Origin of the sequence: Sphingobacterium sp. UBA7631 (assembly GCF_002483935.1) — a bacterium.
Classification (GTDB): Bacteria; Bacteroidota; Bacteroidia; order Sphingobacteriales; family Sphingobacteriaceae; genus Sphingobacterium; species Sphingobacterium multivorum.
The window spans coordinates 499047-519094 of record NZ_DLIX01000010.1 but is presented as its reverse complement, the minus strand read 5'-3'; the positions used below and the strand labels follow the sequence as shown (position 1 = coordinate 519094).

Annotated in this window: 20 protein-coding genes; 3 read left to right on the top strand and 17 right to left on the bottom strand. The window is 38.5% G+C overall.

Going from position 1 to position 20048, the window contains the following annotated elements; genetic code table 11:
- Nucleotides 1-30: 30 nt before the first annotated feature.
- The 8 genes from B3P16_RS18650 to B3P16_RS18615 are packed head-to-tail and all read right to left on the bottom strand — an operon-like array spanning nucleotide 31 to nucleotide 7029.
- Complete coding sequence (locus B3P16_RS18650; protein ID WP_201303531.1) at nucleotides 31-687, bottom strand: DUF1345 domain-containing protein; 657 nt, start codon at nucleotides 685-687, stop codon at nucleotides 31-33.
- A 10-nt stretch (nucleotides 688-697) separates the two neighbouring features.
- On the bottom strand, nucleotides 698-1510 hold the full coding sequence (locus B3P16_RS18645) for a hypothetical protein (RefSeq protein WP_070564203.1): 813 nt from the start codon (nucleotides 1508-1510) through the stop codon (nucleotides 698-700).
- A 58-nt stretch (nucleotides 1511-1568) separates the two neighbouring features.
- Nucleotides 1569-2558: an LLM class flavin-dependent oxidoreductase gene (locus B3P16_RS18640; protein ID WP_286843847.1), complete on the bottom strand. Its 990-nt coding sequence runs from the start codon at nucleotides 2556-2558 to the stop codon at nucleotides 1569-1571.
- 46 nt (nucleotides 2559-2604) lie between these two features.
- Nucleotides 2605-3792, bottom strand: coding sequence for a THUMP-like domain-containing protein (locus B3P16_RS18635; protein WP_286843845.1), 1188 nt, complete (start codon nucleotides 3790-3792; stop codon nucleotides 2605-2607).
- Nucleotides 3793-5055, bottom strand: coding sequence for an aspartate kinase (locus tag B3P16_RS18630; protein WP_286843843.1), 1263 nt, complete (start codon nucleotides 5053-5055; stop codon nucleotides 3793-3795).
- A 23-nt stretch (nucleotides 5056-5078) separates the two neighbouring features.
- A complete protein-coding gene (locus B3P16_RS18625; RefSeq protein ID WP_070564193.1) occupies nucleotides 5079-5870 on the bottom strand; it encodes a DUF3298 and DUF4163 domain-containing protein in 792 nt (263 codons plus the stop codon).
- A 21-nt stretch (nucleotides 5871-5891) separates the two neighbouring features.
- Nucleotides 5892-6344: a GNAT family N-acetyltransferase gene (locus B3P16_RS18620; protein WP_046673395.1), complete on the bottom strand. Its 453-nt coding sequence runs from the start codon at nucleotides 6342-6344 to the stop codon at nucleotides 5892-5894.
- Nucleotides 6337-7029, bottom strand: coding sequence for a YggS family pyridoxal phosphate-dependent enzyme (locus B3P16_RS18615; RefSeq protein ID WP_286843842.1), 693 nt, complete (start codon nucleotides 7027-7029; stop codon nucleotides 6337-6339). Before B3P16_RS18615 ends, B3P16_RS18620 begins: the two co-directional genes overlap by 8 nt.
- 73 nt (nucleotides 7030-7102) lie before the next feature.
- Between B3P16_RS18615 and B3P16_RS18610 the strand changes: the two genes are divergently transcribed.
- The 3 genes from B3P16_RS18610 (at nucleotide 7103) to B3P16_RS18600 (ending at nucleotide 10984) form a co-directional block, all read left to right on the top strand.
- A complete protein-coding gene (locus tag B3P16_RS18610) occupies nucleotides 7103-7873 on the top strand; it encodes a DUF4296 domain-containing protein (protein WP_286843841.1) in 771 nt (256 codons plus the stop codon).
- A 21-nt stretch (nucleotides 7874-7894) separates the two neighbouring features.
- Nucleotides 7895-10264, top strand: a complete 2370-nt coding sequence (locus tag B3P16_RS18605; RefSeq protein WP_286843840.1) for an endonuclease MutS2 — start codon at nucleotides 7895-7897, stop codon at nucleotides 10262-10264.
- A gap of 63 nt (nucleotides 10265-10327) precedes the next feature.
- On the top strand, nucleotides 10328-10984 hold the full coding sequence (locus B3P16_RS18600) for an MgtC/SapB family protein (RefSeq protein ID WP_286843839.1): 657 nt from the start codon (nucleotides 10328-10330) through the stop codon (nucleotides 10982-10984).
- A gap of 28 nt (nucleotides 10985-11012) precedes the next feature.
- On the opposite strand, the gene B3P16_RS18595 is transcribed toward B3P16_RS18600, so the two are convergent.
- The 9 genes from B3P16_RS18595 to B3P16_RS18555 form a co-directional block, all read right to left on the bottom strand.
- Entirely contained in the window at nucleotides 11013-11348 is a 336-nt protein-coding gene (locus B3P16_RS18595; RefSeq protein ID WP_231585243.1) for a hypothetical protein, read from the bottom strand.
- 7 nt (nucleotides 11349-11355) lie between these two features.
- Entirely contained in the window at nucleotides 11356-11601 is a 246-nt protein-coding gene (locus B3P16_RS18590) for a hypothetical protein (protein WP_070564176.1), read from the bottom strand.
- A 102-nt stretch (nucleotides 11602-11703) separates the two neighbouring features.
- The gene (gene gdhA / locus B3P16_RS18585; RefSeq protein ID WP_070564173.1) at nucleotides 11704-13035 is read right to left on the bottom strand and encodes an NADP-specific glutamate dehydrogenase; all 1332 of its coding nucleotides are present in this window, start codon (nucleotides 13033-13035) and stop codon (nucleotides 11704-11706) included.
- Between the two features lie 525 nt (nucleotides 13036-13560).
- A complete protein-coding gene (locus B3P16_RS18580) occupies nucleotides 13561-14805 on the bottom strand; it encodes a sulfate adenylyltransferase subunit 1 (RefSeq protein WP_286843838.1) in 1245 nt (414 codons plus the stop codon).
- Between the two features lie 29 nt (nucleotides 14806-14834).
- Nucleotides 14835-15725, bottom strand: a complete 891-nt coding sequence (gene cysD / locus B3P16_RS18575) for a sulfate adenylyltransferase subunit CysD (RefSeq protein ID WP_070564167.1) — start codon at nucleotides 15723-15725, stop codon at nucleotides 14835-14837.
- 54 nt (nucleotides 15726-15779) lie between these two features.
- Entirely contained in the window at nucleotides 15780-16481 is a 702-nt protein-coding gene (locus tag B3P16_RS18570) for a phosphoadenylyl-sulfate reductase (protein WP_286843836.1), read from the bottom strand.
- A complete protein-coding gene (locus B3P16_RS18565; RefSeq protein WP_070564161.1) occupies nucleotides 16471-17049 on the bottom strand; it encodes a precorrin-2 dehydrogenase/sirohydrochlorin ferrochelatase family protein in 579 nt (192 codons plus the stop codon). The genes B3P16_RS18570 and B3P16_RS18565 overlap by 11 nt, the downstream gene beginning before the upstream one ends.
- Before the next feature lie 2 nt (nucleotides 17050-17051).
- On the bottom strand, nucleotides 17052-17810 hold the full coding sequence (gene cobA, locus B3P16_RS18560; protein WP_286751882.1) for a uroporphyrinogen-III C-methyltransferase: 759 nt from the start codon (nucleotides 17808-17810) through the stop codon (nucleotides 17052-17054).
- A 12-nt stretch (nucleotides 17811-17822) separates the two neighbouring features.
- A complete protein-coding gene (locus tag B3P16_RS18555; protein ID WP_286843835.1) occupies nucleotides 17823-19928 on the bottom strand; it encodes a HEPN domain-containing protein in 2106 nt (701 codons plus the stop codon).
- Between the last annotated feature and the right edge of the window lie 120 nt (nucleotides 19929-20048).

Genomic DNA, 20048 nt, shown 5'->3' with positions numbered 1-20048 from the left:
GTGCTAAAATAAGCTTTTTTGGCCAAAATCTCAATTGATCAATCCAGAAATGATGTTAATGGTCAATGCAACGACAAACGTATTTAAAGCAAAGGAGAGGAGGCCATGAAATAATGCTACTCTTCTTATTTTTTTTGACGATATTTCCACATCAGATACTTGAAAGGTACAGCCCATCACAAATGAAAAATAAGCAAAATCTAAATAATCTGGATGGTCATCTCCTGGAAACTCCAGTCCAGCTCCATTTGCGTGATGTTCGTAGTATAATCGCGCATAATGAAAGGTGTATATGGTGTGAACCAATATCCATGAAGCCAACATGGCCAGCATACAAATAATGATAATGTAGGCATCATTCAGCTGTTTATCCTTACTTGATATGATAATCATTAATACTGAAATAAAACAGCCTATGGTCACTAAAATAATAAAAAGGGATACAAAGAGACGGCTGCCATCTTCCTGCTGTGCTTTGCGCGCGATGGTAGAAATAGGTGTGGTGTAGAATGTATACCAAGATATAGAAACGTAGGCAAGACAAAAACCAAACCAGCACAACATTAAATTGAGCAAGGGGATGGTTTTAATGGGAGAGATGAAGTAGATCAATAAAAAAATACAGACCGAAATCATTGCCCTATGAATGGATTGCATTCGATGTAGGTAATAGTTTATTTTTCCCATTTCAGTTCTATTAACAATCAAACTGTTCTTCTGCATCAAAAATCAATGGATTGCCATGATTGGAAAGCAGCAGTAATAGTGCCTCTTCCTCATAATTCCTTGGATTGGAAAAAATAAAATCCAGCGCGCCATCCCGGTCAATATCTCCAACAAATAATGTCCTCATAAATACATGGTCATATTGATCTACCTGGAAAAGTGTCTTTTCTTTACCTCCATTGGTTGCGCTATAGTTGAGTTTATAATTGGCAACCTCATGAAATACTTTCTCGTGACCGTTTTCGTCGGTTTGCACTTCAGTCGATCTAATATCACCCACTGCTTTGAGGGTAACTTTTTGGTTTTTAAAAGTATACTGGACAGATTCTTTTGGCCAGATTTCGGCTTGATTTATTTTGACATGTTCAATGAGACCAGGCTTAAGTCCGCTTAACTTCAAGAATAACAATGAATTTCTGCGTGATTCGACACTCTTAGACGGTACCTGAGCACACTCGTCAAAACCATCTTTAATCACATAATCCGCCTTTGCCAAGTAATATTGTCCACTTTCTTCGTAAAGATCATACCATTCTTTATTTAAGACAGCCGTTGGATCTTCCTTCTCCCAGATACGGTAACTACGAACAAGGAAAATCTGACCTTTAGCAGGGTCTGCTTTTTGGTAAATAGAAGATGTTGTGTCATCCACAGTCGATACCGCTAAACTGTCTGATACTATTTTTGCATCAGGTCGATCTTGCTGTTGTTTTGTTGTCTGGTTTGAACATGCCTGCAGGGAGAGCAAACCCAATATCAGGCTGAAGGAAAAAAAAACATTCATATGCGGTGAATTTTGCTTAAATATATAAAATTCACCGTATATAAAGTAGTTTGGATTCTTACGTAAGAATTTCTTTCAACAATGATAATGAATGGAGACACTTTTCATCATCAAAGATATAGGAAGTCGCCATGATCTCGTCCACTTTGTGATCGTTTACGAATTTTTCTATTTCCGGAAGGATTTTAGGGCCATCGCCAATAAATGCACAGGAAGCCATACTTTGTACAGCTTGCTCTATCGCGGGAATGCCTTTGTAGATTACCTCTTGAGTAGGTTCTGAAAGTGGTCTTCTGGTATTTGTCACAATACCAGCGAATAGATTATAGAAGCTTGTTGCTAAGAAATTGGCTTCTTCCGTACTATCGGCAGCGATAACATTGACACAAGAGATGAAATATGGTTTTTCTAAGGTATTAGAAGGAACAAAATTTTGATGATAGATCATGCTTGCTGAGGCAAACTGTGCCGGAGCAAAATGCGTTGCAAAAGCATATGGAAGACCTAAGCTAGCAGCTAAATAGGCACTATCGGTACTTGACCCGAGGATATAGAGTGGGATGTCCAATCCTTCTCCTGGAAACGCACGTACTTTTGCGTCGTAGTTGTCTCCACTGAAGTAGCGCTGTAAGTCTTTTACCTCTTGTGGAAACTGAAAGGCTGTATTCAAGTTGTTTCTGCGCAAAGCCATTGCGGTCAATTGATCAGTGCCCGGTGCACGTCCCAAACCGAGGTCAATACGCCCGGGAAACAAGGTTTCTAATGTTCCAAATTGCTCTGCAATGACTAAAGGAGCGTGATTTGGTAACATGATCCCACCAGAACCCACGCGTATAGAACTGGTGTTTAATGCGATATGTTGTATGAGGAGTGAGGTTGCTGAACTGGCAATATATTCCATATTATGATGTTCGGCAACCCATATCCTTTCAAAATCTAATTTTTCTACATGTTGGGCTATTTTTACGGTGCGAGCCAACGCGCTTGCTGTATTTTCTCCTTTTTTGATCGGAGCCAAGTCCAATGCTGATAACGCTATTTTATCCATGCATTAAAATTACGGAGAAGTTATTCGACAATTGTAATGAAAATGTCTATTCTAAAATACGTTGTGTATGTATGACACTAAATTGATCATTCACGGTTGTCGTGAAAAATGTGAACGAATCACTAGCGTCTTTGATTTTAAATTTCTTTTTGATCTCTTCGGTCTTCAAGGGAAAATTTTTGGCGATGATATCGGAATTCAATGCTCTTTTATTTTTCTTAAAATCTGTAAATGATTCCACCTGTTTGATGATGAATGTTTTACCGGGAAAATTTTCGATCTTTTGATCGGAGGTGTAGAGATGGGTGTTTTTATGGAGTTTTTTTACGTTGAATACTTCGGCAATAGTCTTAAATGCTCCGGCTTTGGAGAGAGCTACATCCGGTTCGTATAAATAGGATAGCGGCCTACTGTAGTCATTTGAAATTGCACGTTCATTTTCGTAAGTGAAAGATATAATCTGCTGTTGTTCTTGATATAACCTGACCGCGTGGATGCAAGGTTCAGCTTCGTATCCTTTCTCCTGCACGAAGATAAGTTCTTTGCAGTCATTTTGCAAAGAGACGACATAAACGTCCTTAACATGTTGCAGCATGTGTATTGCTGCAGAAATATCCAATAGTGGAGCTAGCTTACTTATTATTTTGTTGGCATGTTTGAAAAATTCATCTTGCAAGACAACCAAATTAGGTTCACATTCATCAAGTAGAAACACTTTTTTGTTTTGAACTCTTCTTGAAGGATCCAAATAGATATAATCAAATCTTCTCTTTGGATCGTTTAGTATATATTCAACTCCATTTGCCGCAATGATCTGAAGATTTTCTGCTTTCAATATCTTTGCATTATGTTGGGTGATTGCAGCGAGTTCGGGATTGAGTTCGCAGGATGTTACTTGCTTTGCCCGTTTAGAGAAGTAAAAGCTATCAACACCGAAGCCACTGGTAGCATCAATTAAATGGCTGTTGTTTTCGATGAGTGAACTTTTAAATAATCCGGTTTTCTCGGAAGAACATTGTTCGAGATTGAGTTTGGTGGGGAAGTAAATCCCTGCTGTTTCGGCCCATAGTGGAATTTTGCCGCTCGCCCGTTGTCTACCATCGAGTTGTGCCGCGAGCTCGGAAGATGATATTCCTTCAAAAGGAGATTTTTTTAAAGCGATTTTAGTCGGAGACTCCAGTTTGTTTCGTTCTAAAAACTGTTGAGCCTCCTCTTGAAGGATTAATGTGTTCATTTATATTTTCTTAACGAGAAGTTGGCAAGTATAGGTATCCTTTAGTTCGCTAATAACTTCTTTATCAACCAAAACGCGATCAATGGTTTCTTGATTATAATAACGGATTGTAATGAGTTCTAGCCCAGATTCATACCTGACTTTGAATTTTTGCTCCAGTTCGTTAATTAAGTCGACTAGATTTTTTCCAGTATCATCGACGGAAACCGTAAAGTTGATCGCCGTATTATGCATCATATTAATTTTAATACGATGTTCATGAAATAGGTTGAAGATGTCTCTCAGATTGTCTTCAACGATAAATGAGAAATCCCTCGGGGAGATGGAAATAAAAATCTGGTTCACCTTAAAGATGAAGGAAGGCACAGGTAAAGTTTGGTTTGTACTCTTTATCATTGTTCCAGGTGAGTCAGGGTCCACAAAGGATCGCACATTTAATGCGATCTTTTTATTCTGAAGCGGCTTGATTGTTTTCGGGTGAATAACCGTAGCCCCATAATAGGTAAGCTCGATAGCATCGGTATAAGATAGCTCAGGAATCAACTCGGTTTTCTCAAACCACTTCGGATCCGCATTAAGTACACCTGGAACGTCTTTCCATATAGTTACATTTTCGGCATTTAGACAAGAAGCAAAAATTGCCGCAGAGTAATCGGAACCTTCACGGCCCAAAGTGGTTGTGAAATTTTCAGAGGTAGAACCTAAAAAACCCTGTGTAATCACAATAAACTCGTCTAGGATGGCTGGCAGTTCGGCACGGATTTTTTCTTCCGTTTTGTTCCAGTCTACGACAGCTTCGCGATAGGTGTTGTCCGTAAATATGTAATCTCGCGCATCTAGCCATTTTACCTTTTCACCAATGAATGCAACGTAGGCTGCAACAATCTTGGTGGAGATAAGTTCACCCATCGAAACAATTTGATCGAAAAGATAATCATATGAATCTTGAGGTTCTTCCTCTAAAATCCACTCGATCTCCACAAAGCAGTTGGAAATCTCATCAAATATAGGATGTTCAGCTTCAGGGAATAATTCTTGAAGGATTTGAAAGTGAAATGCTTTCGCCTCTTCAAGTGTCTGAAATTGGTTCCCCGTGTTATTAAAATATTCTTTGGTCAATTTCTCTAGAAGGTTTGTTGTCTTTCCCATGGCGGATATGACGACTAACAAGGCGTCGCCTTTGTATTTAGAAATAATCCGCGCCGAATTTCTGACACTTTCAGCATCTTTTACTGATGCACCCCCAAATTTAAAAACCTGCATTTATTTATTAGTTTAGTTGATTGCTAATTGATACTATTAATATAGTGTAATCCTTTTTCTGAAATCAGATGTTTAAATGTTGTATAGGGAATACGTAATTCAGTGTTTCCTTCAGCATAAGATTTGATTTCGTATACATTGTAGTAAAACAGGATGTCGTTTTTTTCAAAAGTGAAGTTATCGGCCAAAGAAAATTTACCGTCTTCAAAAAAGTACTTTCCATTTAGGGAATCATCAGCATTTAATCCTTCTTGCTTACGGAAGTATTGCTCGGCGATTTGAACGAATTTATTTTTGTTCTCTTCCTGAATGATATCATTGATTGTAATTGCACTGTTAGATTGACGATCAAAATTGGAGTACAGCGTGAAATGGTCCCCATGCGCTCCACCAGTATATTCCTCTTGTTTGGTTCTTACACCCAAGAAAACAGGCGTATTGACGATCACATCAATCTGTAGATCCCGACTCCAGGTTGATGTAGATTTGCCATTATTGTCTTCCACATATTCGTTGTATGAATTTATAAAGCGATGTGCTGCATCTGCCATGCTTGTGTCGCCTTCAAGATGAACGATACTTGATATGAGGGTATTGATTTTATTTTCTTGGAAAATCGGGTATTTTGCGCGAAAATAAGTTGTGTCCAAGCGATCATCTTCTTTTAGAAAATAATTGCTATGCTCATCGATGATTTTTTGACTATAGGAAAGTGTGTCTGTGGGCTGTTTCGCTATAGCGGCCTTTTTGTGGTCACTGCAAGCGGACAGAACGCAGCTAATAAATAATACTATTAAAAAAAAGTAAAATCGCATTGAATTGATGATTCTCGTTATTTAATACGTAATTGACACATTAATCCATTCGGCATCAAAGTTTGCTTTATATTTTTCATAAAACTTTATAGCTGGCTCATTCCAATCGAGGACCTGCCACACCATGCCATGAAATCCACACTGTTTGCCGTAAGCTAAAGTTTTATCAAAAAGCAGCTTGCCTATCCCTAAACCTCGCATTCTTTCGGTAACAATCAAATCTTCCAAATAGAGTCTTCTACCTTTCCAGGTTGAATATCGGACATAATATAATGAAATTCCGACAATTTCGCCATCCACTTCGGCAACAAATGCACCCCAAACGGGATTCTTTCCAAATCCTGCATCTTTAAATTCTTCAAGCGACACGGTGACCTCGTCCGGTGCTTTTTCAAAAATAGCCAATTCTTTAATTAGCTCGAGCATTTGGGTGCAATCACTTTCAATTGCCTCTCGTATCGTTGTTTTAATCATTGTTTTTGAAGTGTTTGATTACTCTTTTGCCAAATATTGTGCTTCCAATCCGTACCATTGTCGAACCTTCTTCAATCGCTAACTTATAGTCTGAGGACATTCCCATGGATAGGATATTAAAATACTCTTCCTTCCGGTAGAAACTTACCTTAATTCCATCGAATAACATTTTTAACTCATAAAATTCGGCTTTAATGACTTTTTCATTATCTGTATTGGATGCGATGCCCATTAAGCCACAGATCCGAATATTTTTTAATTCGAGAAACTCGTCGTCGCGAAGAAGTTCGATTAGTTCAGCATGGTCGAAACCAAATTTTGTTTCTTCTTCTGCAATATATACTTGTAACAAACAGTCGATTGTACGCTTCGCTTTCTGCGCATGTTTGTTGATCTCTTTTAATAATTTTAATGAATCAACTGACGCAATTAAGCTGATGAATGGTGCAATATATTTAACCTTATTAGTTTGAAGGTGACCAATCATATGCCACTGAATATCTTTAGGTAAAAGCGCTGCTTTCTCAACTAATTCTTGAACATGATTTTCACCAAATATACGCTGTCCTGCCTCATAGGCTTCCATAATGTCCGAATTGGATTTTGTTTTTGAAACTGCTACAAGTTGTACCCCAACAGCCTCGGTTTCCAATCTTAACGCTTCTAAATTACTAGCAATACTCATTTCCGATATAGTTTTGATGATGTAAAAAGTGCCAAATGTCGGTGCTTTTTGTAAATTTGTACAAAACTACGAAATGCTACGATTAATACTGAATCTACTTGCAGTGATTTTTTTATTTGGTTCTTGTATCGGAACTGGGGGGAAAGATATTATCCCTCAAAGTAAGTTTGTGGATGCATTGACCGAAATTCAACTGACAGACTCCTATCTTAATATTTTGCCCATTGACAGCGCACGTAAAGTAATGTTGCCTTTGTATCAAGTGACCTTTGATAAATATGGATTGGATTCGGTTTCTTTTCGAAAGAACTTAGACTATTATGGTAAGGATGCTGAAGTGATGTCTGCGATTTATAAAAAAGTGGAGGATAATTTAACGAAGGAAAATAAGGTTTACGCCGATATAGAACGGAAAAAGCAAGATTCAATTCGAACGCGCGATTCAATCCAGAATATGCGTATTCAAGATAGCACCAATCGCGTTATGCGTGCACAACAGGCTTATCAGGAACGAGTTGCAGCACTTATCCATTATCTGCCTAATAAGACGAAATTCACCTTTAGAGAAGCTTCTTCCTTGTTTAATACGAACTTTCAAACAAAGACTGGTATAAGCATGAACGGCTATCTCATGAACCAATTGTCGGTCGGTAATTCAAATTTACCAATTGAATCGCCTTCTCCACAGAAAGATACGGTTTCCCAACTGAAAACACCTGGTACTTCAGTCAAGGATACTCTTGTGATACAAAACCATGTGGAGCCACAATTACCAACAAGTGAATTGGAAAAAAGACCAATTCTTACACCGCCACGGCACATTAAGCCGCCGACGGAACTTTAACCATCAAAGAATATAATTTCTATGGTATATCCAATAAATGCAATTGATAAACTCGGGTTTTCCGAGATAAAAGATAAAATAAAACAAAAATGCCTAAGTGAGTCTGGGCGTGAGCTAGTTGAAAAAATTCAACCTCAAACCCGGTTTGACCAAATCGACCGATTTCTAAGACAGACCAGTGAGTTTAAGGATCTTCTAATGAATGATGGCGCATTTCCTGTTGAAAATTTCTTTCCGCTTAGATCCATTATCGAGAAAGCTCGAGTCGAGGGCGCGTTCTTACTCGAGGATGAATTTTTTCGGGTATTACTATCCCTCAAGACTGTTTACGCTATTATCCGTTATTTTAATGAGCGGGAAAGTCTCTATCCCAATTTAGAGGTATTGTTTGAGCATTTACCGATCGAGAAGGGGATTATTCGCGATATCGAAATGGTCATTGACGAGCGTGGAAAGCTTAAAAATAATGCTTCCCGATTACTGTTGGAAATAACCCAACAAATTCAACGGGCAGAACAGGAGGCCCTAAAACGTATCAATAGTATCTTTAAGAGCGCACAGGACAGCGGATGGACAGCGGATGGGAATCTGACGATACGGGATGGAAGGCTCTGTATTCCTATTCTTGCGGAAAATAAAAGAAAGCTCAAAGGTTTGATTCATGATGAGTCCGCTACGGGACAAACGGCTTATATAGAGCCTGAAGAAGTATTTCAGTTAAATAATAAAATTAGGGACCTGGAGTTTGAACGTAGGCGTGAGGTCATCCGTATTTTAGTCGAACTAACGGATAAGGTCCGGCCACATATTCCGCTCTTGCTTTCCTATCACAGCCTATTAACCAAAGTAGATTTTGTGCGAGCGAAAGCACTTTTTGCCTTGGATATTGAGGCAGAAATGCCTGAATTATCGAAGGAGGCTGAGATTAATTTGGTCAATGGTCGACATCCGCTTCTATTGCTAAATCAGCATCATACTGTTGTTCCTTTAAACATTCAAATTGATCATATTCAACGTATTATTGTTGTATCGGGTCCTAATGCCGGCGGAAAATCGGTATGTATGAAAACGGTTGGCCTTTTGCAAATCATGGTGCAATCGGGCTTATTAATACCAGCGGAACCGACAAGTAAAGTCGGTGTTTTTAAGCAGCTATTTGCTGATATAGGCGATGATCAATCTATTGAAAGTGATTTGAGTACCTACAGTGCACATCTGTCCAAAATGAAATATTTTACGGAATTTGCAAATGGACGTACTTTGGTACTGATCGATGAGTTTGGAACCGGTACCGACCCTTTGTTTGGCGGACCTATTGCTGAGGCTGTATTGGAATCCCTTAACAAAAAACAAATCAGGGGAGTTGTGACCACCCACTATTCAAATCTCAAAGTTTTTGCCAGCAATACGACAGGTCTGGAAAATGCTTCAATGTTATTTGATAATCGCGAAATGAAACCGATGTATATCCTACAAATTGGTAAGCCAGGAAGCTCTTATGCTTTCGAAATCGCGCAGAAAATAGGATTAGGTAAGGATATTTTGGAATCTGCTAAAAGTAAAATTGGTGTTCAACAGAAGAAGGTAGATACATTATTGATCGATCTTGAGCGAGAAAAGAAAGAGGTGTTTGATACAAAGGTTGCTATTAATAAGCGCGAGAAGGAACTGGAGTCGATTAAATCGGAGTATTTGGAATTACAAAGTTATTTGGAAGAAAATAAGCGCGTAATTTTGAAAAAGGCGAAAGAGGAAGCGCAACAGATTATTAAAAGTTCGAATAAGTTAATCGAAAATACGGTAGCGCAGATCAAATCTGCAAAAGCGGATAAAGAGAAAACTCGTGAGTTGCGCAGCAATTTGGATCAGGCACTTCAAGCTGTTCTTCCCAAAGAGCAAAAACCGGCGAAGCAAATCGTCAAAGAAAAAACGCCTGAAGCCACCGAATTAAATATTGGGGATTGGGTACAGATTATAGATAATGGTGCTGAAGCGCAGATTGTCGAAATTGCAAAGAACAACCTTATTCTTGCCATGGGGGAACTTCGCACTGTTCAAAAGCGAAAGAATGTGATTAAACTCGAAGGGCGGGAAGGGAAGAAGTCTGCAAAAAGTCTATCAAGATCATTATCTTCTGGCAGTGTAGCTGATTTCAAGCCAGAACTTGATTTAAGAGGAATGCGCACAGAAGACGCACTGCATGAATTAGAACGTGTTTTGGATCGGGCCGTCATGATAGGTTATCCGTCCTTAAAAATTATTCATGGTAAAGGTGATGGTATTTTGCGCAAATTTATTCGCGATTACCTTCGTAAATATAGTCATGTAAGCCGTTTTGAGGACGAACATCAAGATCGTGGGGGCGATGGTATAACTTACGCTTATCTATAGTCTTAATTTCATGGAGCTGAGCATGTTCGAAGCTCCGTGTTTCATCTTTCTGTAAAGTTCGGTATGGAGAATATCATTAACTTTTTGACTAGTGAGCCTTTGTTAAACGCTCTCACTTCAATTCTGTGTGGGAGTTTAATTGGTTTTGAACGTGAGTATAGGAATAAATCTGCTGGATTTCGGACGGTAGTGCTTATTTGTTTCGGTTCGGCGATGTTTACTATTGTTTCCTGTTTGTTTATTGGCAATAGTACTGATCGCGTTGCTGCAAATATTGTGACTGGTATAGGCTTTATTGGTGCTGGTGTGATCTTTAATGGCAAACTATCAGTTAGTGGTCTCACAACAGCGGCCGTTATTTGGGCGACAGCTGGTATTGGCATGTTTGCCGGATTGGGGCAACTGGTTTATGCGATTTCCTTTGCTGTTTTTATGGTGGTAATACTCGCGCTTTTTCAGCGGATCGAAATTCTTTTGGCTCGTTACTACCTAGTCCGTTCTCTACACGTAAAGTTTAGTTCCAATGAGTTTTATCACTTACATGAGTTTGAACAATTGGCATTGGATTTTAAGATTAAAGCTACCAGGCGTGTTATTGAAAAGATTAGTGGTAAGTTAGAAGTAATGTATGATATTTCTGGGAAAATGACCGATTTAGATCGTTTTAATCAACAATTGGCAGGTTCATTAGTTATAGATGAGTTTTATTATAACAAATAAACACATCTATAACTAACCTCATTGTAGCTTAAGTCGTTTCTTTACCTCCGAAAGTAATCAAAACCATACCTGAAATGATGACAAACATACCCAGTACCTGCTGCCAGCTCAATGAACTTTTAAAATATAGCGCCATCGCCAATTGGACAGTCAGAAATGTGCCACCAGAACATAAGGCTATTACGATAGGTTGAGAGACGTTCTTAAATAACTGCACAAGAAACCAACTTGCTGATAAAAGAATAATGTTTCCTATAATTAAAGTTGTCCATTTATACTTTGGATGTATCCCGCCAAGTTTAAACAGGATAGATGAAATAATTTGACAGGCCCAAAATGCCACAAAATATATATAGTTCAGCATGGATTTTTTATTCGTATCTACTATAAGCACTATTAAAAGATTGGCGCATCAATGCGAATTGATCGATCACACTCTTCATAAATTCTTCGTCAAGTAAATCAAAGACCCCATTTACACCGCCAATTATATCCATTTCTGCAATTTTATAAGATTGTTCTAAGTTTCCTTGTTCAAATTTAATAATGAATTTTTGATTCATACCAAAGATTGAAATCTTGCAATCGGGATGGGGGAGTTCAGCTATTAATCTCATTTAAATTTTGTGTTTTTTAAAATTAGCATAAAAGTATAAAAAAACGCCCAAATGCAATGCATTTGAGCGCTCAGGATTATGATATGATTAGAAAAAGGCGTGTTATACGATACCTTGTGCTTTCATCGCGTTAGCGACTTTTATAAAACCACCAATATTGGCACCTTTCAGATAATTAACGAATCCACTGTCTTGGCCATATTTCAAGCAAGTTTCGTGAATGCTTTCCATAATGGTTTTTAAGCGATTGTCAACTTCTTCTGTACACCATTGTGTACGGATTGAGTTTTGAGACATTTCCAAGCCGCTGACAGCAACACCACCAGCATTCGCAGCTTTGCCAGGTGCAAAACTGATTTTTGCATCTAGAAAAACTTTAATAGCTTCTGCAGTAGAAGGCATATTTGCACCCTCAGCTACGCAGATACAACCATTTGCTACAAGCGCTTTAGCATCCGATTCTTCTAATTCATTTTGTGTTGCACATGGCAGAGCGATATCACATTTAAATTGCCATGGCTTTTGACCAGGTAAGAATTTGGCGTTTGGATAGCGAGCAGGATATTGATCGAGGTTTCTTCCCAAAGTAGCCCCAAATGCCATTTTTTCAGCATTAAAACCATCAGGATCGTAAAGTGTGCCCAAGCTATTTGATACAGTAATTACTTTGGCGCCAAGTTGAACAGCCTTTTCAACAGCGTAAAAGGCTACGTTGCCAGCACCAGATACTGTAGCTACTTTACCTTGTAAAGATTTTCCTTGATATCTGAATATGCAGTCAACAAAATATAGGAGCCCATAGCCGGTAGCTTCGGGACGAATATATGATCCACCCCATAATTCACCTTTGCCCGTTAGAACGCCTGTAAAATTGTTTTGAAGTCGTTTAAATTGACCGAATAAAAAGCCTATTTCGCGTCCACCAACGCCGATATCTCCTGCAGGAACATCTGTATCTGCGCCAATATGACGATAAAGTTCTGTCATAAAGCTTTGACAAAAACGCATAATTTCATTATCTGATTTACCTTTAGGGTCAAAATCAGAACCTCCTTTACCACCACCAATTGGTAGTCCTGTTAAGCTATTTTTAAATACTTGTTCAAAAGCGAGGAATTTTAAAATACTTTGGTTGACAGAAGGAGCGAAGCGAAGGCCACCTTTATATGGACCGATTGAACTGTTCATTTGAACACGATAACCACGATTTACCTGTACTTGGTGATTATCATCCAACCAAGTTACGCGAAAAGATATAATACGTTCAGGTTCAGTAAGTCTTTCAAGAATTTTTTGGTCGAAAAATTCAGGATGATTTTCAGTAATATAAGGAAATAAATCCTCAGTAACTTCTTTTACAGCTTGTAAGAATTCTGGTTCATTTGGATTGCGTTTCTCAACGATTGAAATGAACTCGTTAAAGTTTTTTGACATGTTTTAATTAGTAAAATTTCCCTTTGGCTGGTACTAATTTATATAATTTTTAATAAAAAACCAATATTTGTTAATTATTTACAATTATTAGTCTTTTTTAATGAAATTTCATATTTTTTTTAAATTATTTAAAACAGACTAATCAATAGCGAAATGAAGGCATAATGAGCATTTAACAGTATTTTATTCGAAATTAAATCTAAAAGATAGAATCATTTTCGTTTTTGATAAAATAGCTATGAATACTCATTACAATTGATGAATATTTAACGTTTAGCTTTTTTTTCTGACTATTTGATAAATGTAGATGACCCCTATTTTCTTTATATATTTGGTATTTATAATTTATATTATGTTAAATAGTAAATATCCGAGTGTGCCCTCTCTATACAGTTGATCTTTAAGCTTGGTTCTTTAAAATGGATTCTGTGGTGTATAAGTTCAACTTCATAAAAAAAAGGAACCCAAACAATGCCTGAGTTCCTTGAATAATATTTAGGTTGAATATTTACGTTTAAAAAAATATTAATCGATTGCTTGAATCATTAAAGCACCAACTGTTAGATTTGTCCGTGGATCAATAACAATCGCTTGAGAATTTGCCGGATTTTCCTGCTGTAGATCAAATACTAGATTCTCAGCGGACTTAATGGCTATTCGACCAATATCATTTAGTTTGATTGGATCATTATATATTTTTTCCTGTGTATTGATATCAAATTTGTATAACACATCTACAATCTTAACCTTGGTTAATTTACTGTGGCTTTGGACAAGATAAACTTGCGCAGTATCCAAAGGTTTATTGTCGAACCAACATAAGTTTGCTTGAATATTGCGCTCAAACTTTGGCGGCTGTTCTACACTTGCAATGGTATCGCCGCGACTAATGTCGACATCGTCACTGAGGTGTACAATGACAGATTGTCCGTTTTCAGCCCGTTGAAGTTGTTGCCCGTTTAATTCAATCGCTTGAATTGTGCTATATGTTTCTGCTGGATAAACAATAACCTGGTCACCAACCGTCAGCCCCTCTCCTAGTACTCGGCCTGCATAGCCTCTATAGTCGTGTAAATCATCGGTTTGTGGTCTTACAACCCATTGGACGGGAAACCTCCAACTGGCTGCTTCCTGTTCGTGAATTTCTACATTTTCCAGGTAATCCAATAAAGATTCGCCTGCATACCAGCTCATTCTTTCTGACTTATGGACAATATTGTCTCCTTTTAAGGCTGAAACAGGTATGAAATCAATATCCTTAAGTCCGAGATTGTTAGCTAAAGTTAAATAATCAGCCTTGATCTGTTTGAAAACAGAAGCGCTATAATCGACCATATCCATCTTGTTTATGCAGACCAAGACTTGTTTCATGGCCAATAATTTGGCTATGAAAGAATGACGTTTTGTTTGCTCTATTACGCCTTTGCGTGCATCAACCAGAATGATTATGAGATCTGAATTGGAAGCTCCAGTTACCATGTTTCTGGTGTATTGGATATGTCCTGGAGCATCGGCTATAATATATTTTCGGTGTTCAGTCTGGAAATATTTATAGGCTACATCAATTGTTATGCCTTGTTCACGTTCAGCTTTAAGTCCATCAGTCAATATGGCCAAGTCTACCGTCCCATCGTCATTTTTCCGGTTGGCACGCTGTATAGCTTCCAATTGGTCGTCCAAAATGGAGTTTGTATCATATAGTAATCGGCCAATCAAGGTACTTTTACCATCATCTACAGAACCGGCCGTTATAAATTTCAATATATTCATTGTTGTCAATATCAGGTATTTGATTTGAATTAAAAGTATCCTTGTTTTTTACGTTCTTCCATGGCTGCTTCCGATACCTTATCGTCCATTCTAGCGCCACGTTCACTTACCGTTGAGGCCTTGATTTCGGCGATAATATCATCTAACTCCGTTGCTGTTGAATCTACAGCTGCTGTACAAGTCATGTCGCCTACAGTTCTGAAACGTACAGATTTGCGTTCTATGATATCATCTGCATCGATATTTAAGAATGAGGCAGCAGCCATCAGTTGCCCATTGCGGGTAATAACATCCCGTTCATGGCTGAAATAAATCGATGGCAATGCAATCTGTTCACGTTTAATATAGTTCCAAACATCGAGCTCGGTCCAGTTTGAAATAGGAAACACCCGTACATTTTCGCCTTTGTTTATTTTGCCATTAAAGATGCTCCACAGCTCAGGTCTTTGGCGTTTCGGATCCCATTGTCCAAATTCATCACGCACGGAGAAGATTCTTTCCTTAGCACGCGCTTTTTCTTCGTCCCGACGTGCGCCACCGATACAGGCATCAAAACCATGTTTTGCGATTGTATCGAGTAAGGTAACTGTTTGCAAGGCGTTCCGACTTGCATTTTTTCCTTTTTGCTCAACGACTTTTCCTTGATCAATGCTGTCTTGAACATAACCAACGATAAGTTTTTCTCCTATGTCTTCAATCAATGAATCCCTGAACGTAATTGTCTCGGGAAAATTGTGACCAGTGTCAATATGAACTAGTGGAAAAGGAAATTTACCAGGTCTAAATGCTTTTTTTGCTAGGTGAACAAGTGTAATGGAGTCCTTACCACCAGAGAATAATAGCGCTGGTTTTTCAAATTGTCCGGCTACCTCCCTTAAAATATATATTGCTTCCGCTTCTAAATGATCTAAATAGTCCATTCTCTGAAATAATAAAATTTGATTTTAATGAATTTGGGTTTCTACTTCGCTATTTTATGATTTAACGGCGTGCAAACCACATTCTTTTTTACTTTGATCTTCCCACCACCATCTACCAGCGCGAAAGTCCTCTCCTTCTTGTATTGCTCTTGTACAAGGTTGACAACCGATACTTGGGAAACCCTTGTCGTGTAGCACATTGTACGGGATATATTGCTCTTTACAATAATTTTTAACTTCCTCAAAAGTCCAGTCAAATAAAGGATGGATTTTGATGATTTGGTTCGTTTCATCGTATTCGATAAAGTCCATGTCGTGACGATTGATGGATTGATCTGATCGGATGCCCGTTACCCAAATTTTTTTCCCTTTAATCGCGCGTTGTAAAGGTTCAATTTTCCTTATCCTACAACATTCCTTCCGATTCTCAACCGACTCATAAAAGGAGTTTGGACCTTTTCTGCTGATAAAATCTTCCAACAATGTTGTATCCGCAGTATATGTTTTAATACGCAACTGATAACGCTCCAAGGTGCGGCTCCACAGGGAATAGGTTTCTTTGAACAGTCTTCCAGTATCCAGTGTGAATATGTCGATATTAATATTATTTTTACAGATCCATTCCGTGATTACTTGATCCTCAATACCGAAAGAGGTTGAAAAAACTACCTCATTAGGAAATAGTGAGGCTATTGTTTGTAAGAGCTCCACTCCTTTTTTTTCGCCAATAATTTCTTTAATTTCCTTAACGTTCATAACGTAATATATTTTTGGTATGCTCGTTCAACTGCTTTACTTTGTATTCAAAATCTCCTCGAAGCTGCTCTCGATAAGCACTCATGAGTGATAGTGTTTCATCAATTTCCTCCGGTAACAAGTCATTTAATAGTTCCTTCACCCTTTTGGCAATCGTCGGTGATTTGCCATTGGTGGAAATAGCTATTTTCAAGTCGCCTTTCTTTACGATGGACCCCAGGTAGAAGTCGCATAATTCGGGTTTGTCCGCGGCGTTAAACAGTATGTTATTTTGCCCTGTTAAATTACGCAGCTGCTCGTTGAGCTCCATGTTATTGGTTGCTGCAATAACAAGTTGTTTGTCCGTAAGGTCGTCTGGTCTAAACGGACGCATGTGGAGCTGAATTTGTGTGTAATTTTGTAATAGCTCCTTAAATTCCGGGATGATTTCCCGAGTCACAATGGTCAGTTTTAATCCCTCATCATTGGAAATTAAAGCTTGAAATTTTTCCAATGCAACTTTCCCGCCTCCAACAAGTAAGGTGTCAATTTGATTCAATTTGACGAATATTGGAAATAGCTGGTTCATATCTATAAAGCTAAAGCTTTTTCTTTAATGTGTTGGAATGAACGATGCTTGGCAACGACCTCGCCGATTACAATAATCGCTGGGACACCGACCCTTTTCTCTGTTGATTCATCAAGAATATTATCGATAGTACCTAGTACAACTTTTTCATTAGGCAATGAACCATTTTGAATCAAGGCTATTGGTAAATTATGAAGATTTCTTTGGCGGTAGATTTCCACGATCTCTGCCAATTTTCCGTATCCCATCAAGACAACGACAGTGGCCTTGGATTCTGCCGCCAGATAAAGATCTGTTGAAAGTGAACCGTCCGATTTGGAGCCTGTGATGACCCAAAAGCTCTCACTGATTCCCCGGTAAGTTAATGGAAGTTGCTGTAGTCCGGTAAGTCCAATTGCGGAGGAAATACCTGGCACAACGGTAGTTTCAATACCATATTGCTGTACGTAGTCAATTTCTTCGCCACCACGGCCAAAAACAAATGGATCACCACCTTTTAGACGTACAACATGGCCATAGTTTAAGGCATAATCCACCAAAAGGCGATTGATTTCATCCTGTGAAGTAGAGAGTTGTTCGGCTCGTTTTCCAACATATATCTTGATGCATTCAGCCTGTGCATAATCCAGTAGTTCATCATTCACCAAGGCGTCGTATAAAATGACATCTGCTTTTTCTATTGCTTTGATGCCTTTTAGGCTGATCAGATCCGGATCACCAGGGCCTGCTCCTACCAATGTTACTTTTGCTTTTATTGACATACCTATTCCCTCCTATACCAATACTGGTTTTAAATTTTTCCGTTGATAGACTTCATTGATAAACTTCGTTGCTTCCTGAAGGTAGTTGATTGCAAAATGCTCTGTTGGTTCATTTTTACTAATCTGTAGAACTAATTCTGGAAACGTTTGGTCAAAACTATATTCACCTGTTTCCACGAAATGTGTTTGGAATTCGTTGATTACAATATTTTGCGTGCTGGCGCTAATCCCTTTATCCAATAGTAGGGCTTTTGCTGCTTGTACAAAGGCATTATAAGCATGATAAATCGCATCCGAGAATTTGGATTCCCGAAATGTTTCATTTGCCCATTGTAATTTCTCTTCCGCCTCATAGATCAACGTAGCAACCAAGTCAATCACCACGCCTGCACACTCGCCAACTCCGATTGCCGTTTGGAAAGTTCCTTCATGTCCCCAGTCGACAAATTCGTCCGCAGCAAGATTGGTCAAATCCGATAGAGGCTTTAAAAGATTATAAAAGTAATTTTTACTTTGTCTGTCGTAGTAAGCATGGAAGTTTTCATTTGTTTCCGCATTTTTTTTATAATCACTCAGCACCCATTCTACAACATGCAAGACTCTTTTTGTCGGCACTTTAATAATACGCTCGGCAACACGTCCTTCACCATTACCAATTGTCCCGCCACCAAGCATAACTTGGGCTGCAGGGACCACTTTGCCCTCCGCTTTAACCGAGCTACCATGAAAGCCGATATGTGCCAGACCATGTTGGCCACAAGAATTCATACAACCCGAAATTTTGATTTTTAAATCCCGATTAAAGACAAAATCCTGATGAAATTCGGCGATATAAGATTCGATAACCCGCGCCATTTCAGTACTGTTTGAAATGCCTAGATTACAGGTATCCGTACCAGGGCAAGTTGTTACATCAGCAGTACTATCAAAACCTACCTGCGCTAGATCCAACGATTTAAGTAATTGATAAATATGTGGCAGTGACTTTTCTGTTGCGTATTTTAGCAGTAGGCTTTGGTTTTGTGTGATACGGATATCGTCCGCGACCAAATCCTTCAGACCTGCAACCAACGCGCGTGCTTTATCTGTACCTATATCACCGGTGGATACCCGCACATAGACACCGTAATATCCTTTTTGTTTTTGTTCGAATGTATTGGTGCCCTTCCAAACTTGATAATTTAGATCACTATCTAGGTTAATCGTTGATAGCTGATTGTCGTCCGGTGGTATTGGCTGTTCGATTTTGGTTCGGTCGATCGGATAGCTTTTCACCTTCGTGGCGATTTTCTCGGCTTCAATTAAACTTAGCACTTCCTCTAACCCTAGTTTCTGAATAAGGTATTTGAATCGAGCTTTATTTCGGTTATTTCTTTCACCATAACGATCAAAGACACGAAGTGTCGCTTCGATATAAGGGATCAATTCATCTTCTGGTAAAAACTCGCTTGTCACTGATGCTAAGAAAGGCTGAGATCCCAATCCCCCACCCAATAACACTTTAAAACCACGAACTTCCACACCATCAACAATTTTTAGTTTTGGAATAAAACCAAGGTCATGAATATAGGAAAACGCAGTGTCTTCATCACTGGCAGAAAATGACATTTTGAATTTTCGTCCCATTTCCGCACATACTGGATTGCGCAAAAAATATTCAAAGGTCGCCTGAGCATATGGCGAAACATCAAATGGCTCCTTTGGATCGATTCCCGAACTTGGAGAAGCGGTGACATTACGGACTGTATTTCCACAAGCTTCGCGTAATGTAATATCGTCATCAGCCAATTTGGACCAAAGTTCTGGTGTACGGTCAAGACTAACGTAATGAATCTGTATATCTTGACGTGTGGTCAGGTGCAGATTACGGCTTGCGTATTCGTCTGATATTGCTGCAATTTTGTTCAATTGCTTAAACGTAACCTTTCCAAACGGAAGCTTTATACGAACCATTTGAACTCCAGGTTGTCTTTGTCCATATACCCCCCTAGCCAAACGCAACGATCTAAATTTTTCGTCGGCAATTTTGCCCTCGTGGAACAATCGAATCTTTTTTTCAAGTTCGATAATTTCCTTCTCCACGATAGGATTTTCTAATTCTGTGCGGAAGCTTTGCATATAACAATTAAAATCTATTGATTTAGTATTCTTTTCTCGATGTCAAATGTAAAAATATTTTTTTAATATTCTATAATATCTACCAAATTAATATATATTTGCCCTATAAAATTTAATATA

What these genes read in the sequence shown, in the direction of transcription:
- B3P16_RS18650 (WP_201303531.1), bottom strand. Translation starts at nt 687, where the DNA reads ATGGGAAAAATAAACTATTACCTACATCGAATGCAATCCATTCATAGG.
- B3P16_RS18645 (WP_070564203.1), bottom strand. Translation starts at nt 1,510, where the DNA reads ATGAATGTTTTTTTTTCCTTCAGCCTGATATTGGGTTTGCTCTCCCTG.
- B3P16_RS18640 (WP_286843847.1), bottom strand. Translation starts at nt 2,558, where the DNA reads ATGGATAAAATAGCGTTATCAGCATTGGACTTGGCTCCGATCAAAAAA.
- B3P16_RS18635 (WP_286843845.1), bottom strand. Translation starts at nt 3,792, where the DNA reads ATGAACACATTAATCCTTCAAGAGGAGGCTCAACAGTTTTTAGAACGA.
- B3P16_RS18630 (WP_286843843.1), bottom strand. Translation starts at nt 5,055, where the DNA reads ATGCAGGTTTTTAAATTTGGGGGTGCATCAGTAAAAGATGCTGAAAGT.
- B3P16_RS18625 (WP_070564193.1), bottom strand. Translation starts at nt 5,870, where the DNA reads ATGCGATTTTACTTTTTTTTAATAGTATTATTTATTAGCTGCGTTCTG.
- B3P16_RS18620 (WP_046673395.1), bottom strand. Translation starts at nt 6,344, where the DNA reads ATGATTAAAACAACGATACGAGAGGCAATTGAAAGTGATTGCACCCAA.
- B3P16_RS18615 (WP_286843842.1), bottom strand. Translation starts at nt 7,029, where the DNA reads ATGAGTATTGCTAGTAATTTAGAAGCGTTAAGATTGGAAACCGAGGCT.
- B3P16_RS18610 (WP_286843841.1), top strand. Translation starts at nt 7,103, where the DNA reads ATGCTACGATTAATACTGAATCTACTTGCAGTGATTTTTTTATTTGGT.
- B3P16_RS18605 (WP_286843840.1), top strand. Translation starts at nt 7,895, where the DNA reads ATGGTATATCCAATAAATGCAATTGATAAACTCGGGTTTTCCGAGATA.
- B3P16_RS18600 (WP_286843839.1), top strand. Translation starts at nt 10,328, where the DNA reads ATGGAGAATATCATTAACTTTTTGACTAGTGAGCCTTTGTTAAACGCT.
- B3P16_RS18595 (WP_231585243.1), bottom strand. Translation starts at nt 11,348, where the DNA reads ATGCTGAACTATATATATTTTGTGGCATTTTGGGCCTGTCAAATTATT.
- B3P16_RS18590 (WP_070564176.1), bottom strand. Translation starts at nt 11,601, where the DNA reads ATGAGATTAATAGCTGAACTCCCCCATCCCGATTGCAAGATTTCAATC.
- gdhA (WP_070564173.1), bottom strand. Translation starts at nt 13,035, where the DNA reads ATGTCAAAAAACTTTAACGAGTTCATTTCAATCGTTGAGAAACGCAAT.
- B3P16_RS18580 (WP_286843838.1), bottom strand. Translation starts at nt 14,805, where the DNA reads ATGAATATATTGAAATTTATAACGGCCGGTTCTGTAGATGATGGTAAA.
- cysD (WP_070564167.1), bottom strand. Translation starts at nt 15,725, where the DNA reads ATGGACTATTTAGATCATTTAGAAGCGGAAGCAATATATATTTTAAGG.
- B3P16_RS18570 (WP_286843836.1), bottom strand. Translation starts at nt 16,481, where the DNA reads ATGAACGTTAAGGAAATTAAAGAAATTATTGGCGAAAAAAAAGGAGTG.
- B3P16_RS18565 (WP_070564161.1), bottom strand. Translation starts at nt 17,049, where the DNA reads ATGAACCAGCTATTTCCAATATTCGTCAAATTGAATCAAATTGACACC.
- cobA (WP_286751882.1), bottom strand. Translation starts at nt 17,810, where the DNA reads ATGTCAATAAAAGCAAAAGTAACATTGGTAGGAGCAGGCCCTGGTGAT.
- B3P16_RS18555 (WP_286843835.1), bottom strand. Translation starts at nt 19,928, where the DNA reads ATGCAAAGCTTCCGCACAGAATTAGAAAATCCTATCGTGGAGAAGGAA.